The 17,871-nt window shown below is 38.5% G+C and carries 12 protein-coding genes; 7 read left to right on the forward strand and 5 right to left on the reverse strand.

Annotated elements, in window-relative coordinates; genetic code table 11:
* Positions 1-137 precede the first annotated feature (137 nt).
* A complete protein-coding gene (gyrB, locus tag VGT41_03330; GenBank protein ID HEV2601304.1) occupies positions 138-2,555 on the forward strand; it encodes a DNA topoisomerase (ATP-hydrolyzing) subunit B in 2,418 nt (805 codons plus the stop codon).
* A gap of 51 nt (positions 2,556-2,606) precedes the next feature.
* Here gyrB and VGT41_03335 read toward each other — a convergent pair whose 3' ends face one another.
* The 3 genes from VGT41_03335 to VGT41_03345 all read right to left on the reverse strand — a co-directional run bounded on the left by VGT41_03335 (position 2,607) and on the right by VGT41_03345 (position 8,441).
* Positions 2,607-3,398 carry a hypothetical protein gene (locus tag VGT41_03335; GenBank protein HEV2601305.1) on the reverse strand — a complete coding sequence of 264 codons (792 nt, stop codon included), beginning with the start codon at positions 3,396-3,398 and terminating at the stop codon, positions 2,607-2,609.
* 1 nt (position 3,399) lies between these two features.
* A complete protein-coding gene (locus VGT41_03340) occupies positions 3,400-5,580 on the reverse strand; it encodes a hypothetical protein (GenBank protein HEV2601306.1) in 2,181 nt (726 codons plus the stop codon).
* Positions 5,581-5,741: 161 nt separating this feature from the next.
* Positions 5,742-8,441 carry an ankyrin repeat domain-containing protein gene (locus tag VGT41_03345; GenBank protein ID HEV2601307.1) on the reverse strand — a complete coding sequence of 900 codons (2,700 nt, stop codon included), beginning with the start codon at positions 8,439-8,441 and terminating at the stop codon, positions 5,742-5,744.
* A gap of 188 nt (positions 8,442-8,629) precedes the next feature.
* Here VGT41_03345 and tilS point away from each other — a divergent pair, with 188 nt between their 5' ends.
* Entirely contained in the window at positions 8,630-9,619 is a 990-nt protein-coding gene (gene tilS / locus VGT41_03350) for a tRNA lysidine(34) synthetase TilS (protein ID HEV2601308.1), read from the forward strand.
* Between the two features lie 45 nt (positions 9,620-9,664).
* On the opposite strand, the gene VGT41_03355 is transcribed toward tilS, so the two are convergent.
* Complete coding sequence (locus tag VGT41_03355; GenBank protein ID HEV2601309.1) at positions 9,665-10,129, reverse strand: S-adenosylmethionine decarboxylase; 465 nt, start codon at positions 10,127-10,129, stop codon at positions 9,665-9,667.
* 349 nt (positions 10,130-10,478) lie between these two features.
* On the opposite strand from VGT41_03355, the gene VGT41_03360 reads away from it, so the two are divergent.
* Complete coding sequence (locus tag VGT41_03360) at positions 10,479-12,065, forward strand: AAA family ATPase (protein ID HEV2601310.1); 1,587 nt, start codon at positions 10,479-10,481, stop codon at positions 12,063-12,065.
* 110 nt (positions 12,066-12,175) lie between these two features.
* Positions 12,176-13,195, forward strand: coding sequence for a hypothetical protein (locus VGT41_03365; GenBank protein ID HEV2601311.1), 1,020 nt, complete (start codon positions 12,176-12,178; stop codon positions 13,193-13,195).
* 67 nt (positions 13,196-13,262) lie between these two features.
* On the opposite strand, the gene VGT41_03370 is transcribed toward VGT41_03365, so the two are convergent.
* Positions 13,263-14,654 carry an Npt1/Npt2 family nucleotide transporter gene (locus VGT41_03370; protein HEV2601312.1) on the reverse strand — a complete coding sequence of 464 codons (1,392 nt, stop codon included), beginning with the start codon at positions 14,652-14,654 and terminating at the stop codon, positions 13,263-13,265.
* 284 nt (positions 14,655-14,938) lie between these two features.
* On the opposite strand from VGT41_03370, the gene VGT41_03375 reads away from it, so the two are divergent.
* The 3 genes from VGT41_03375 (at position 14,939) to VGT41_03385 (ending at position 17,848) form a co-directional block, all read left to right on the forward strand.
* A complete protein-coding gene (locus VGT41_03375) occupies positions 14,939-15,499 on the forward strand; it encodes a hypothetical protein (protein ID HEV2601313.1) in 561 nt (186 codons plus the stop codon).
* 89 nt (positions 15,500-15,588) lie between these two features.
* Positions 15,589-16,968 carry an FAD-dependent oxidoreductase gene (locus tag VGT41_03380; GenBank protein HEV2601314.1) on the forward strand — a complete coding sequence of 460 codons (1,380 nt, stop codon included), beginning with the start codon at positions 15,589-15,591 and terminating at the stop codon, positions 16,966-16,968.
* Positions 16,937-17,848: an NAD-dependent epimerase/dehydratase family protein gene (locus VGT41_03385; protein ID HEV2601315.1), complete on the forward strand. Its 912-nt coding sequence runs from the start codon at positions 16,937-16,939 to the stop codon at positions 17,846-17,848. Before VGT41_03380 ends, VGT41_03385 begins: the two co-directional genes overlap by 32 nt.
* Positions 17,849-17,871: the final 23 nt, after the last annotated feature.

The following is a 17,871-nucleotide window of genomic DNA, read 5'->3' on the forward strand; positions in this document are numbered from 1 at the left end:
AAGTAGAAAAAATTGCATTTATTACGTACACTAGTCATATACTGAAATTATCGACAGTACAATAACAACTGTTGTTATTGTACACTGTTTTTAACAAGCAATCATCAGCCAATCTTTTCGCAATCAGGAGAATGTATATGGCGACCAATCCGTCAAACAAAAACGAATACAAAGCGCATTCCATTCGTATAATGGAAGGGCTTGAGGCAGTACGCAAGCGTCCTGCGATGTATATTGGATCCACGGGAGTTAAAGGACTACATCACCTTGTATATGAAGTTGTAGACAACTCAGTTGATGAAGCTCTTGGAGGACATTGCGACACTATCAACGTTATTTTACACGAAGATGGGTCATGTTCCGTAGAAGATAATGGACGAGGTATCCCTACTGACATACACCCCACTGAAAATATATCCGCAACCGAAGTGGTACTTACCAAACTACACGCAGGTGGTAAGTTTGATAAAGATTCATACAAATTCTCTGGCGGACTTCATGGTGTTGGTATCTCGGTAGTGAATGCGCTTTCTAAAACATTAATCGTTACTGTTTTTCAACATGGACAAATTCATACCCAAACCTATCATCGAGGTGCTCCTGAAGGGCCACTAAAAGTTGTTGGTACCACCGATAAAAGAGGAACATTGGTCCGCTTTTATCCAGATGAAGAAATTTTTCAAGAAACCACTACCTTCAGTTTTGACACGCTCGCTGCACGACTCCGTGAACTTGCTTTTTTAAACAAGAAATTACGCATCTCAATCAGTGAAGAAGCAACCGATCAACACAAAGAATTTTACTTTGAAGGCGGCATTGTATCGTTTATTGAGCATATCAATAATAAAAAAACTCCTATCTTCCCTGAAGTAATTTATTTTCATCAAGAAGATGATCAGTACGTTCTTGAAATTGCTATGCAATACAACGAAGGATACGCAGAGCAACTGTTCTCTTTCGTAAATAATATTAACACCGTTGAAGGTGGTACTCACGTTGCAGGATTCAAGTCCGCACTCACCAAAGCCTGCAACAAAAAAGGTGTTAGTCTGAATATGCTCAAAGCTGGTGATAGTTATTCCAGCGAAGATGTACGCGAAGGTCTTGCATGCGTAATCAGCGTAAAAGTGCCTGAGCCGCAATTTGAAGGACAAACAAAAACAAAACTGGGCAATAACGAAATAAAAGGAATTGTTGATTCATGGACTTCAGCATTCTTTCAAACCTATTTTGAAGAACATCCTGCGATTGTAAAAAAAATATTACAAAAAGCAGATGTCGCTAAACATGCACGAGAAGCAGCTAAAAAAGCTCGTGACCTGACCCGTAGAAAAACAGTATTAGAATCTTCTGTATTACCAGGAAAACTGACCGATTGTTCAAATGAAAATCCGGCAGAAACTGAACTGTTCCTTGTAGAAGGTGATTCTGCAGGTGGATCAGCAAAGACAGGAAGAAACCGGGAAAACCAAGCAATCTTACCTTTGCGCGGTAAAATTCTGAACGTTGAAAAAGCACGGCTTGATGTAATCTTATCTAACGAAATCATCAAAATGTTAATATCTGCAATCGGTTGTGGTATTGGCGAAGATGAATTCAATCCAGACAAAGCTCGCTATCATAAAATAATTATTATGACCGATGCGGACGTAGACGGTGCGCATATCAGAACATTATTGCTTACCTTCTTCTTTAGATACATGAGACCACTTATTGAACGTGGTTATATCTATATTGCTCAACCACCGCTTTATAAAGCGAAGATTGGCAAAAAAGAACAATATCTAAAGGATAATAAAGCGCTAAAAAACTTCCTATTTGATTGGGCAAAAGAGCAAACTACTATATCTATCAATCAAAAAGCTCTTGATGAATCTACATGGGGCATACTCCTTGACCAGCTCGTACAGTACGATGAACGATTAAATAAATTGAGTTATCAATTTAAAATCGGATATAACAACACCCATCGCATGATCACCACGCTACACAAATCAAATTGGAAAAAATCTGATGGAGTCGAGGCTCTACTACAGATCCTAAAAGATACATTGCCACAATATGCAATCACTCTGACCCATCAAGATGAAACCGCTGTTTATGAAGAGACCGAAACAAAAGAGACATTCATAACATTTGCGGTTGCAAATAAATTCTGGAAAGCACCAATACGATTTTTCAGCGCAGCAGAAACCACCGAGCTTCTCCCTTTCATTAAACCGCTCGCTATTCTTGAAGAAAATCCGTGGCAGCTCTCTGTCCCTAACAAAGATAAGAGCATAGAATCCCAAGGAGTCTATCAATTGATCGATGCAATCGATGCATTAAGCAAACCATACCTGCATATACAACGGTATAAAGGTCTTGGTGAAATGAACGCTGATCAGCTGTGGGAAACATCTATGGATGAAACAAAGCGAACATTACTTAAAGTAAACATTGAAGATCTGGTGAAAGCTGATGCTTGGTTTGTCACTCTTATGGGAGATGACGTAAGCGGAAGAAAGCAGTACATCGAAGAATATGGCCATTTTGTGAAAAATTTGGATATATAGAAACTGAATATCTAATAAAGAGCCCCACGAATAAAACCGTGGGGCTTTTTATTAGATATTTAAAACCTGTTGCACTTCAAGCGTTTTTTGCTTAAGTTCTGATTCTAAAAATGGCGTTCCTGTATAGGTCGCTGGATTTTTTGTACTTTCAATATATCGATCGGCAATCTTACTCAATTCAAAAAAAAGTTTTTGTTCTTGTTGATTAAATTCACCGCCTCTTAAACCATCTGCATAATAACAACAACATGCATAACAGAATGAACTGGTATCAATCTGACCAAACAAATACTCATTAATATTCTTTTGAAGCTTATCCTTATTTGTTACACTACAAGTCTCCATTATCCCTATTAAATATTCTCCTACTGCCCCTTTTGATTCCAATTGCTTTCTTGAAGCAGAACCCAGCGTAAGAAGCTTCTTCGCAAGTTCTGCATCTTCAAGGTTATTTCTTTCAACATCCGAATAGCCCCATGTATACAAAATGTTATTTCTATCAAGCTGTACGGCTTTCTTTAACATATTATCAATATCTTCATCCTCTATATCAAAATTCCAAAACTCCATAACTGCAGTTAATCCTGTAAAAAAAAGATATTCTGCATTTTCAGAAAATTTTGCATATGATTCCTTAAAATATTTTTTTGCTAAAAATCTACGATATTCAGCAATTGCATAATCATATGTTTCATAAACAATCGAATACATAAGTAAATAATTCATACAAATTGTAGCATCAACATCATTCGGGTTTTCGGCAATAACATTTTGCATATATGCTATTGCAGTATCCCATTCTTCATTACGCTCGAGAGATAATAAAGTTTTTTTCCAATCCATTTTAAGCCTTTAATTTTTCTATAAAACAGGTACTAATTTTAGCAATCCCATCCATAACTATTCCTCTTACAATCACTTCCTGACCTGCAACAACAGCTCGAAAATTATCAAATATGCCATCTGCTGGAATTTTATCAGATAAAGACTCTAAAAGAGTGCGAATAAATTTCTCTTGCCCTCCTGCTTGCTCAACTACATTACCTAACTTATGCTTTCCTTCAAAAACATGCTTCACGTTCTTCTTTACTTCCATAACATATTTAACACCCGCTTCAATAGCCTCACGAGTAGCTTGCCAAGCAATATTTACAATAGGAGGGTCCTGAAGTAGCAACTGTTTTATATGTGGGGGATTTTTAGGCTTCTTTTTCAACGCACTTGCCTGCACAGCCTTCTCTGCTTCAGATAATTTTTCAAGTAATGATGCCGCCTCCCCTTTTGCCCTACTTACTGCGCTAGCAACCCCAGAGTCAGCAGTTGCCGCTCCCACAGAAGCTATTGTCGGATTTTGTTTTCTAACAAGCGCAACCGCCTCCGCACAAGCTGCCGTTGCTATTTTACTTGCAAAAGATGCACAGCAACCAAAAAGAATCGCGTTGGTAAAAAATCCAACGGGAGCTTCAACAACTTGATGCACTTTATCATGCGAAGGTGTCTTTTCCCACCAATTAACTACCTTGTTCCCTAATTCTGCCCAGTTTTTTGAAATTCGATCCCAATCCTGCTCATCAAACGTACTACCAAACTCATCATCAAATGGCACATAGTTATATATCAAATCCCCAAATTGTACTGCAACAAGGCCCAATGCCATTACCAGTCTATCTGGATGACACGCTATATGTGCAATATCAGTGCCCGTCTTTTTTATACCTTTGCAAACACCACTACTAAAACCTCCTACTGCCGCAGCGCAATATCCCAAAAGAGACATTCCAAAATCAATCAATTTTCCTGCACCAAAGCAATCTCCTATGGCATTGATTTGGCGTGCATCTTCAAGCGTATCTAGTGTCGCCTTTCGCATTGTTCTTTCAAATGATTCTGGATTCTTGCATGCCGGCAGTTGTGACAAAATTTCTACTCCGTCAACAATTTCGCTATGTAACTGTTGTTGTAAAGTATGTCCGCGAAATGCTGTATACTTTACGGGAAGTTTGCCATTATTTCTTAACCATCTTTCGGCTTGGTTACACATTTCATGACGACGGCCAACTACTTCAGCATTATTTCTAATTGCTTCTTGATATGCTGCCACACGTTCTGGGTGCGTCTCTTGCCATTGTTCAAGATGATCATCAAACATTGAATGCTGTTCGTTAAAAAAATCTTTTGCTATCAAATGATGTTGCTTATCATTATGCAGATGGAGAGCTCGCTCTTTCTTTTCTTGTTCATGCTTATATCGCTCTCGCTCTCTTTCGGCTGCAGCATGTCTTTTCTGCTTAATATCTTGAGCTTGTCGCGTAACAAGGTCGTATGCCTCAGGTGCATATCGTTTTACCTGATCTGCAAGGGATCTATTGTGTCGGAATTCATCCGCAAGTTCCTCGATATACCTGTTATAACAAGCAAACGTTCGTATACATTTAACAAAAGCTGGGTATTTATATTGTGACCATTCACGCATCTGCGCACACTGCTGCTCCAATAATTGTTGCGAAGTACAATGACGCCCGTATCGATTAGTTACACCATTACGAAAAATCGATTCATATGCGTGTTGCTCCGAAAGACCCCCAAATGCTTTTTGTAAAATCGCACATGCTTCTCGCAACTGATCATTTTCTTGAAACGAATCTTTGAAATCATCTGAAACCTTTAATTTTTGTTCCGCAAGATTAATTGTTTTACCCAGCTCTTTGAGATATTCCGCCTTGATACATGAGTAGGTGTAAGCACGAGCTAGCTCCTGATAAAAGTGTGAACGCGCTTGATTGTATCCGGGAGAATCGCGACAGATCTGATATCCTGTTTGGCCAAACTTTTCACGAACATGCTGATCAAAATCAAGATGAGGACTTGTGGTAGTAACCGTTAATGATAGTCCAGACGATGAATTATCTGGACCAAGTGTCATCTTTGAAGAATAAGAGCAAGAAGATGAGTTGTTAGAATCATCCCTTCCTTGCAAACCTGAAACAAACGATACCACTAATGCGACGATATATAAAAATGCCATTCCTTACAATCCCTTTTTATGAATTATAGATACACCTTCAATTGTTTCTATAACAAACAAAAATGAAAAACAAGAGATCCTGAAAAAGAATGTATTCACAAAAAGAAACCGCGCTAGGCTCAAAAAAGCTATAGCGCGGTGGTTTTTTAAAACATCATTCTTTATAATTTTGCTTTGACCTTCTCTTGCTCTTTGCGTCCTTTACCAAGACGTTGCAACACATCTCCTAGTGGCTCACCTTCAACACCTGCCGAAACCTCTTTACTTTTCAGTTGCGTTTTGAGCCAATCACTAAACATTGCATCAGTAATTTCTGCAACTTGCTTTTTAAAATACTCAATTCGTTTTTTCGGAAGCCGCGTATACAAATTAAACTCAATACCACTTGCCGGATTAAGACCATATACTGCGTTCATTAATATCCGCACTTGCATATTATCATCAATTTCAATGTCACCGTTTCTATATTTATCTATAATAGATGACACACAGGTATGTCTGCCTAATTTTTCATTCCCTTTAGGATCTACACTCACCGCTTTTGGATCCCAACATGATGGATCAACCATTTCTGGCCACGGAAAGCAGTAGCCATGAGTTGCAAACATCACTACATCATCCACACTTTTTTTAGGGATAATAATCTGCTGCAATGATGAAGCTTCTTCTATTTTACCTTTTTGTAATGCCAATAACTGCTTGATGTATTTGTTATCAAAACCGTAGATGTTAAAAATATCTTGGAACATATCTTGCACATCCACTTTTCCCGTAGCTTCATAGTTGTTTAAAAAATAATCCCACGTGCAGCTCCCTGAGTTATGCACATTACCAAATAACGGTATGTTCGCTGATAATAAAACATTGAGCGTTTTACCCAGTTTATGAGCCTTCCATGGCTTGGTATCGATATATTCATTAATTGTTTGCTCCTTGGCCGCATATTTAAAAAAGCGAGTCATAATAAAAGGCTTTAACCGATCATTATTGCTGAGCAAGCGCACCAACCGATACAATTCCTCCAAGAAAAATTCATATACTCTATATTTTCCCGGCTCTGATCTATAAAAAACATACTCACCTTGTTGATATGCAACGCGCTCTTTTTCTATACACTCTTTTACAATCGGATCATCTAATAAAGCACGTCCCTTTCTTCCATATTTACTGCCTTCACCATATTTTGATTCTATGTTTTTACCGTACCCACTATAGTGAACTTCTGTTGGGGTCAACTGCTCCTGTGCTGATCCAATCGGCAATTCGTTTCCAGAAGTAACTGCTTCCTGTTGCTGCTCTGGGGCCATATGTCCAGATAGCCGCGCCAATCGACGAATAGCTTTTTGCGTATCTGTAGATTTCACTTCATGCTCGGCAACCGGTTCGTTTGTTGGCGCCTTAATCTGTGTTTGGCGTAATATTGCAAGCATTGCTGGATTATCCTGCGCATGCGCATAATCAAACGCATTCAACCCCGCCTTATCTCGTAAGTAAGGATTTGCTCCATTTTTTATAAGACGCTCAGCCAGCTCACTATCATTATGTATTATAGCCTGAGCTACAATGGGCTCACCGTCAGCATTCTTAGAATTTGCCAGTGATTGTAATAGCGTAACAATATAATCATCTTTGAGCCCATACATCAAAAGCGATTGTACTGCATTATAATCAATGTTCGCGCCTTTATTGAGTAATAACGGAATCATCTCAAATTGATTTCTGTTAATTGCAATCATGAGTGCCGACCTGCCATTTTTATCTACTGCATTACTATTAGCACCTTTATCAATGAGCAATGTAGCTACTTCAACCAGACCATCTTGAAGAGCAATAATCAGTGCCGTGCTGCCATTTTTATCTACTGCATTAATATTAGCACCTTTATCAATCAGCAATGTGGCTATTTCAACCTGACCCCTATTAAGAGCAACGATCAATGCAGTGCTACCATTTTTATCTACTGCATCAATATTAGCGCCTTTATCAATGAGCAATGTAGCTACTTTAACCTGACCCTTTTCAACAGCAACGATCAATGCCGTGCTACCATATGTATCCACAGCTTCAGTATTAGCACCTTTATCAATCAGTAATGTGACTATTTCAACCTGATGCATCTTAATAGCAATGAGCAGTGCCGTGAGGCCATATCTATCTACTGCATCAATATCAGCGCCTTTATCGATAAATAATTTTGCTACCTCTAACCGATTCGATTCAAGTGCTAAAATCAATGGTGTCGTACCGTATTGACTTATAGAATTAGTATCAGCACCTCTATCGAGCAACAATGTAGCTCCTAGAGTATCTCCCCGCTCAATGGCATTAACCAATAACGTTTTGCCATATTTATCTACTTCATCAATATTAACGCCTTTATCGATTAGCAACTTAGCTAGTTCAGTCTGATACTGTTTAAGAGCAACTGCTAATAACGCGTCGCCATCTTTATCTACAACATCAATATCAGCGCCTTTATCAAGCAATAATATTACCATCTCTCTATCATTCTTCTTTACTGCTAACATCAATGCCGTTTTACCATCTACATCTCGAGCTTCAATATATGCTTTTCTATCAAGCAACAACCGAGCAATATCTTGCTTGCCCTGCTCAACTGCAATCATTAACAATGTTTTACCAGAAGGATCCTTAGTCTCAATATCAACCCCTTGATCCAACCAATACTTAACCGAATCAGCACTTCCTTGCTTGATTGCACTAAAAATATCGTTTGCATATTCAGGTCCCCCCTGCACTTGCCTTACTATTTTTTTCACGCGCTCCATTGCAAACAATGGCATTGCACCACATAACAACACACCAACCATCAATATTTTAGTAAAATTATTTTTGACCATATCCAATTCTCCTCTGTTACTTGTCCGCCGTAGTATACATGAAGGCGGATCCCCTTTTTAAAAAAGCACAAGACCAATAAATATCTGTGTAAGATTGCCACAATAAAAGAAGAGTAAACAACGGTAAACGCTAATGATAAGAATCGGACTTATTTCCACCCCACATTTTCTGCTATACTTATAGTATTATGAAAGATACAGATACTAATTTGTTAAAAAACATTCACGCATTTATCGCTAAACATAACCTTATTCCTCCACACGCAAAAATTGTCCTTGGGTTATCTGGCGGTCCCGATTCTCTGTTTTTACTGCATCTGCTCGCGCCCCTGCATCATGCCGGCACCATCACGTTGGTTGCTGCACATCTTGATCATGGCTGGCGAGAAGCATCTGCACGCGACGCTCAATTTTGCCTCAAGGTGGGGTCTGACCTTGGCGTCCCTGTAATCAGCCGAAAATTATCCGATCTTGCATTCTCATGTAAATTTAATGGCTCACAAGAAGAAATCGGGCGCAAAGCACGCCGCTATTTTCTTGAAACAGTCCAACAAGAGCATGGCGCCGATCTGATTGCCCTTGCTCATCACGCAGATGATCAACAAGAAACATTCTTCATCCGCATGATTCGCGGTGCAAGCCTTGCCGGTCTTTCTGCTATGCAACCAAAACAAGGTGCATACATTCGCCCGCTGCTAGATTGCAAAAAACAGGATCTTTTAGATTATTTACACGGTAACAATATTACCTATCTGATTGACGCCACCAACGAGATGCCTACCTACTTAAGAAATCGTATACGTCTTAATGTGTTGCCCGCATTACGAAATGCAGATCCCCGATTTGATACCACCTTTGCAACCACTCTGAACCAAATACAGGACACACAGCGATACCTTGCAACCCATACCACACAAGTTTTTAAAGAAATCGCTGATCTAACAACCAGCCCAATACAAATAAATAAAACACAATTTCTTGCGCTTGATCCATTCATGCAAAAAAATATTATTATGCACTGGTTATGCGTTGAACAAGCATCATGCACGCCAACCCAACGATTGTTCGATGAAATCATACGATTTATACAACAGCCCAGTCCAGGCATCCATGCTCTCCATACAACATGGTCTCTTCATAAAAATAAAAATGTTGTCTATATAAAAAAAAACCACTGACATAACATCAGTGGCTCTTAGTATCAAAATTATATGCTGTATATGTTACACGCGTAGTGAAATAGACATTGCTGTATCTTGAGCGCCAAAAAATTTCTTAGCCGCTTCTACAACCGCATACGGGTTATACACCTTGCAGCTCACCAAATCGATATACACATTATTAGTCGCATTAGCACATTGAATCGCTAGGTAACCTCGTTCAATCGGCTGCATTACCAAATATCCTGTGGTCCGTTGCGTGTCCCCTGGATGAGAGATCTCTGCTTCGCCATACCGTTGTATATTCAACAAACTACACAGCTGTATACAAAAATCTTGTAACTGACCCGCTGAACGAATTTTATCCATATCGCAACTGCAAACATCTATATTAGTGGTTAAGGCCCATGCCTTTTTACTATCAAATGCCCTTTGAATGGCGGCATATGACTTACCCACATAGCTATCGCTCGCTTGGAGCTGGGCACAGGTAGCTATACTGAGCAACATTAAGACAAGTTTTTTCATAATGAACCCTTTCTAAAATACAGATAGAGTAAACCCTATAGAGTCTAAATATACCGTAAATCCAGGTTTTTTCAAGGGCGCTAGGCCTTTGAAGCTTTTACATGAAGTTTAGCTACGCAGGACATGCCCGCCTTCGCTCCAACGAGCTACAGCGAGCAATATGGGGGCTCTACTACTATATGCCTGCCGCCAATGTCCTGAATGGCCCAACAGGCTCTTCAACCCCTTTCATACGTGCCCAGATACACACTCCTAGCCAGCCCAGTGAATGAAATAGCAAAAATAATCAACGATTGATAGACTGATTAAGAGAGAAAAAAATCCAATCTATAAGCAAGGGTCGATTGTTATGACTAATCAACCGAAAAGAATGGGAATTCATTACAGTATATTTGAAGATTTCGTTACCGAAAACCGCATCTACGTTGATAAAACCGAACATATTTATAATCTCATAACAACTCCCAGCTACAAACATTTTTACTTTGTATCTCGACCTCGCCGATTTGGAAAATCCCTTTTCATCTCTACCCTCAAAGCTCTTTTTTCAGGTAAAAAAGAGTTGTTTAAAGAATATTGGATTGGTCAAAATGGTAATTATAATTGGACTCAACATCCAATTATTCATATCGACTTTGGTGGTATCGCTCATAGAACTCCAGAAGACTTTAAACAAAGCTTATATAATAATATTCATGCACAAGCGCAAGAATATGGCATAACGTTACCTTATAATACAACTGAAGATGCATTACGATTTCTTGTTAAAGAATTAACACAAAAGAATAAAGTTGTGCTGCTTATTGACGAATACGATAAGCCCATTGTAGACCATATTACTAATCTATCTCTTGCCGAACAAAACAGAACAATCCTAGGTAATTTTTATACGACCGTAAAATCACTTGAAACAGAGTGGCGTGCTATTTTTATAACTGGCGTTAGTAAGTTTGCCAAAACATCATTATTTTCTGGTCTAAACAATCTCAAAGAACTTTCTTTAGACCCTATAGCAGCAGAACTGTTTGGATACACCGAGCAGGAACTGGTTACTTATTATTCACCGCAAATAGATGCTCTTGCACAACATATTGGCAAAACAAAAGAAGAAACAATCAAGGATCTAAAAAACTGGTACGATGGATATCGGTTCTCAAAAGATATGCAAAAGCCTCTTATGTATAACCCACTTTCTGTTACCACATGTTTAGCAAATAAAGAATTTGCTAATTATTGGTTTAATACCGGATCTCCTGGTTTTTTGATAGCGCTATTACGACACAAAGGAATCAGCCTGGAAATCGATGAACCCATTGAAATGTCTATGAAAGGGTTTGATACTATTGATATTCATAATATTCCACTTTATGCCCTTCTTGTACAAACTGGCTACTTAACAATTACAGCTTATGATCCTTCTGCAAATGCTTTCACCCTAGATTATCCTAATCAAGAAGTACGAGAATCATTTAAGGATTATCTGGTACAAGCATTTGCTTACGCTACTCCAGATACCTTAGAAATGGAACTTGTACGAATGCGCAGAGCCCTACTCGAACTGAACTTTGAAACATTTTGCAATGCAATAAAAATTCTTTTCGCTGCAATTCCATATAATCTCCATATTTCACGAGAGAGCTATTATCACTCTCTCATTCATTTTATGTTTGATTTGCTCAGCATGCGACCACAATCAGAAGTTGCTTCCAGCCACGGCAGAGCAGATCTTGTACTACACACAGCTCGCAACATCATAGTTTTTGAATTCAAATACAATAGCTTGGCACAAAACGCTCTCGATCAAATTCTCCAAAAAAAATATTACGAAAAATACATGAACCAAAATAAAGAGATCGTTTTAGTGGGCATTAACATAACCTTTAAAGAAAAACAGTTAGAATTTGAATGGATCAAACAAACTCTAACTAAATCGTAACGTTAAACATTCTTACCTTTGCTCCTCCCCTTATAATAAACAATTCCTTTTTTATCTATACTCGTTTAAAGTATCATTCCAAGAGATGTAGAGCCTATAGGGGAGCAATCGTGAAAACCGATCTATCAAAAAGAATTCGTTTATTGATTATCATTCTTTCAATACTTCTCCATTGCATAATCCTGTATCTATTTTTCATTGCATACGTTGCTGAACAAACCGAAATAGAACAATCAAAAAAAACAACCAATGCGCACCTACCATTTGTGGTGCTTGCTCAAAGCCCTAAATTAAATCCAGTGCAATTTCAAAATCCAACGATCCCAATACCGCCGTTACCCCAATCATCCGCGAATACACAACCTAGTGGATCAACCTCAATCAGCACTGATATTGCTCTTACACCCCAAACAGGTAGCCCCGAACAAACAACCCAAGAAACAGAAAGCTCTCAGGATAAAAAGACGCCACAAAGCATCTTTGAAGAACAACCAAATTATGCCCGAAACAGCAGGTTAAGCTTGCCAGAGAAACTTGTTGACCCAAAAAACAATAGTTTCTTTCCATCAACATTATTTCCTAAGCCGCAAGAAAAACAAACAAAAAGACCACCACAAACAAAAAAATTAGAGCTCCGCTCCGATAAGCCCGCAACACCCGCGATCAGCATGAAACAGATCACCAAAAGCTATTTCCAATGCGTTGAGCAAGAGCGACAGGGTGCAATTAAAAGTAAACGTGCAGGAGAGGGAGCAATATTACAATGCAAACTTGATGCCCAAGAAATGGCCACACACGCTTATACAACAAAAATTTGGCGAACGCTACGAGATGCTACTTTTGCTCTTGATGACTATTTTAATCTGGATCATAACCTAAATACTTCAGGAATCATAACCCTTACCATTGATAAAAAAGGGAAAATACTCGACTTAACACTCCAGCATTCACAAAAAGATCGTACCATCGAAAATATTGAATCTTTACTCCAAAAGGCTGCATTTTCAACAGGACTTTACCCAAAAATCCCCAAAAATATAAATTTAGACACTATGACTTTTTCTACCCCTGTTTCTATTAATTTTACAAAGGGCAAAAACAAGTGCGTTTTAAACTATCGATTCAAATAACAGAAGAAGCGGCACTTTTTAGACACCGCTTCTTCTGTTATTTTCTATATTCTTAAAATCGAATTAATTACTCGATGATTTCGCCAGATGCAATCAACTTCTGGTTCTTACGGCCAAGGTATAACGCCGCCGCCATCCAGACACCGATAATACCAAAGCTGATAAATGTTCCATAGACCATCAACATTGCTGGATCATGCTTGAACCAACCATTAATATAACCACCGGTACCTTTTGCAATTCTACCACCGAACATGTCTGTCCAACCTTTAGATTTGAACTTCGCATCTTTAGATGTTGGAATATACATCATTTCTTTCAGTGGATTATTTACTGCATATCCTACAGACTTGATTATCATGAATGATGCCAATGTTGCCCACAATAACTGTGCGGTTGTTGGCGCACCATACAAGAAGAACAGAAGCAAAGCTGCGATAGTAATTGCAAATAAAACTGGATAAATCATTAATGAAACACGGATGCCAAATCGTTTAACGATATACGAAGTACCAAGTAATGCAATCATGAATGAAAGACCATTTGATAAAACACCAAAGACACCTTCAAACCAGCTAAATTCAGTTGCTGTATATATACGATTCGCTTGCGCATGCATTTGAAAATCAATAATCTGTGAAGCTATTTCATAAAATGTAGAAACAACAAATACACTTAATAAATACGGACGTGTTACTAACAACAAAATACCTGAGTAGAACCCTTCAAAGAAACCTTCTTTTTTCTTTTCAGTTGCGGCTGCTGTTGGGTTACCAACCATTTGACTTGCAGGAATTGTGCTCATGAAATAGTGCATCATACCAGCGACAGCAAAGGTTAATAATGATGCTGCACACACAAACGGTGACAAGCTGCCAACATGCTCTGTCACTAGTAAAAGTGCCGAACCACCAATTGCACCGATCTGCATAAACGTAACAATCAAAGGGAACCCACGTTTTGCCGCATCTGTGGTGCTAATACTGTTGGTAAATGACCAGAAAAGCGCCGGTAATAAAGACCCAAAGCTTTCCACAGCAAAATAAGAAAACCAGCCGGTAATAGCAAGAACTTCTCTACCAAGAACTTGCGCACCATATACATCTTTTATTGCAATAATACTGCCAATAATCGCAAACAATGTTCCGTAGAAAAAACAAATAATATAGAAAAGTTGATGTTTTTTGAACATATCAATCAACTTTGAGTATATTAAAACAACAGCAAGAACAACGAATGGGGAGATAACTTTAGCAAGCGGTTGGAAGGCCGTTCCTTGCTGCGCTGGCCAGCCAAGCTCAACGGGAAACGCAACAGTATAAAAGATAGTGTTTTTTAGTAATCGGAGAAGCCAGTACGTTCCAATAACAAAAAAACCGGTAATTGCCAATAACCCAAACATCCGGGTCTCTTCCTTCTTCACATCAGGAAAAAAATAATTAATCATCGGTGCTAACATGCACGGATCCTTTCTTATAATGAAACAAAAAATATTAACTCTAGTTCTACAGTACCGTATGTAAAGATTTAACGTATATAAATATTTTCTTACACTAGTATTGTTTAATTTTTCAAATTACTTATTTAGAATAAGCGTAACTTCTAATAAAATCAACTATGGCCACTCGTGATTACACCTGTTATACAGCAAAACAGCCTTTCTTTACATAAATAGTTCACTAAGCCAAATTGATCTTGCTATGATTATTAACATCAATCACCGCTTACTGGAGTAAAAAATTAATGAAGCACAGTATCGCGTCTCTCCTTATGATTTCGTGCCTGTCTCTGTCAGCAAGCAATAATGATTTTAAACTTATCATTGAGCCCTGCTGGAAGGATTTAGAACAATGCGTCTACAAAACAAAATTTTTTGGAGGCAAATGGATTCTGGTAGGAAGTATCACTTTTAAAAAAAAATCTAAAGAATCAGTTGATCTTAATCACCTCTATCTTCATTGGATAGGGCATCCTATGGAGCGCTTGGTTGCGTCACTCTATAAACAACAAAGTAATTGCAAAGATTGTATGCCACTAGAAGAAAATCTCGTCTGCGATGGTATATGGAACGCCAAAGATCAGCTCCTCCTATTCAAATTTAACGATCCGCAAAAACTTGGATTTGTAAACAGGTACTATGTTGTGTTGACCGTCCCTCCGTTTTTAGAACCGATCATTCAACAGGGGCATTTTCAAATCAATCCGTATCAACTCCCGGAACAATTTAAACAAAACATCGATAGCAATAACCTCTGCCTTAGCCTAAAAACCACTGACAACAATACTGAGCAAGCAACTACATAACATACCACCACACAATAAATAGTAGACATTTGCCCACATTCATCTATAACTATGCCCAGTACCATAAAAAGTATGTATGGAGCATCGCAATGAACAAAGTAGTTATTATCGGCGCTGGGCTCACCGGACTATCAGCCGCATACCATTTTGAACAAAAACAAGATCATTCGTTTACTATATTTGAAAAAGAACAAACTGTTGGCGGACTTTGTCGTTCCATACAACAAGATGGATTCACCTTCGATTATACAGGACACCTCCTGCACGCAACCGATCCTTATTTTCAATCTTTTTTGAATAACACCATAGGAGATGCAAACCTCCACAATATTACTCGAAAATCGGTCATATATTCTCAGAACCGATATACTGCATATCCCTACCAAATACATCTGCACGGATTACCTGCTGCAACTATTATCGCCTGCATTAATGGATACATCAATCGAAAAACCAGTTCTGATCCTAAAACATTTTATCAATGGGCATTACACAATTTTGGTTCTGGATTTACCAAGCAATTTTTTATTCCCTATCAACAAAAAATATTTTCCTACGATCCACGAAAAATAACTGCTAGTTGGACTGGACGCTTTGTCCCAAAAACAAGTCTACTGCAGATACTCCACGGAGCGTTACACCCAGAAACACAACAAGACATTGGATATAATAGTCAGTTTTTTTACCCAACTCATGGCGGCATAAACCAATGGATCACTGCCATTGCAAGAAAATTAAAAACTCCGATTGCTACTAATCATTCAGTACAAAACATAGATTTGAAAACCAAAACAGTGATATTCTCCAATGGCCATACACAGCAGTATGATCAACTGATCAGCACCATACCGCTCTCTACCCTTCTGGCTGTAATTATCGATAAACCAACAACATCATTCAACCTTGCACGCAACAAACTACTATGCAATTCCATCATCAATTTCAATATTGGCGTCAATCGACCCGATCTATCAGAACATCATTGGATCTACTTTCCTGAAAACAAATACCCTTTTTACCGAATCGGATTCCCTCACAACATTGCCGCCCATGCAGTGCCTACTGGATGCAGTTCGCTCTATGGAGAATTTTCGTATATCAATAAATCAAAGCAATGGATTCAAACAACCCTTGAGAGTGCCTTAAAAGCCACCCAACAATTATTGCATTTTTCCAAGCATGATATAGTCACAGAAAAAACAATCAATATCCCACACGCATATGTAATTTTTAACTTTTGGCGCGAGCAACATCTATCCCGATTGCTTAATGCTCTAGCGCTAGAATCCATCCATTCAATCGGTCGTTATGGGGCATGGAAATATTCAAGCATGCAAGAAGCTGTACTCGATGGAAAAGAAATTGTTGAGACCCTGTCCGCCCAATCCACACAACAATCACATCCTGCATCATGTATTACTGTAAAAGGAACTAGAAATGCTACACAAAACAATAATCGATTGGTATAAAAACAAATCAGTGCTAATAACCGGCGGATGCGGATTTATTGGCTCTCGATTAGCGCAGACCTTAGTTGAAGCGAGTGCACAGGTGACCATTTTAGATAATCTTTCAACAGGAAATTTACAAAGTATTTCATCTTTTGCCACATCAATCACTTTCATCCATGGCTCCATCACCGATTTTATTACCTGTCTCGCCACAACAAAAAACCAGGAAATTATTTTTCATTTAGCTGCATGTACTTCTGTACCAAATTCTATCCAAACCCCTCATGACTGTTATATGACCAACGTTACTGGCACACAGAACCTTCTTGAGGCTGCCCGTATTAATAACGTCCAGCGATTTATTTTTGCCTCATCTGCTGCTGTGTATGGCAACCAAGCAGATGTATGTCATGAAGATCTACCCTGCACACCACAATCTCCTTATGGATATTCAAAACAGATTGGAGAGCTTTTATGCAAACAATACACGCAGAACTATCAACTACAAACCATCTGCCCCCGTTATTTTAACGTTTTTGATGAACACCATAATGGCAAAAACTCTGGCGAGGGCGTAGTCGCGCAATTTCAAAAGCAAATAACAAATAATCAACCAATCACTATTTTTGGTGATGGAATGCAAGTGCGTGATTTTGTGCCAATACAAACCATTGTTGATGCAACTATAACCCTTGCCACACTTAATAGAACAGAAATGAATGGCCAAGCGGTGAACATTGCAACCGGCAAAAGCATTACTATGCTTACATTGATTGAAAATCTCAAAAAAAAATCTCCTGGATATTCGGCGGAAGTTCTCTTCCAACCAGCACGACCAGGAGATTTAAAATATTCGTATGCTAATTGCTCAAAGTATAAACATTTAAGCAATCAATAATAACTTATTCAGTTTCTGATGCA

The sequence above is a fragment of the Candidatus Babeliales bacterium genome (genome assembly GCA_035944115.1).
Taxonomy (GTDB): Bacteria; Babelota; Babeliae; order Babelales; family Vermiphilaceae; genus DASZBJ01.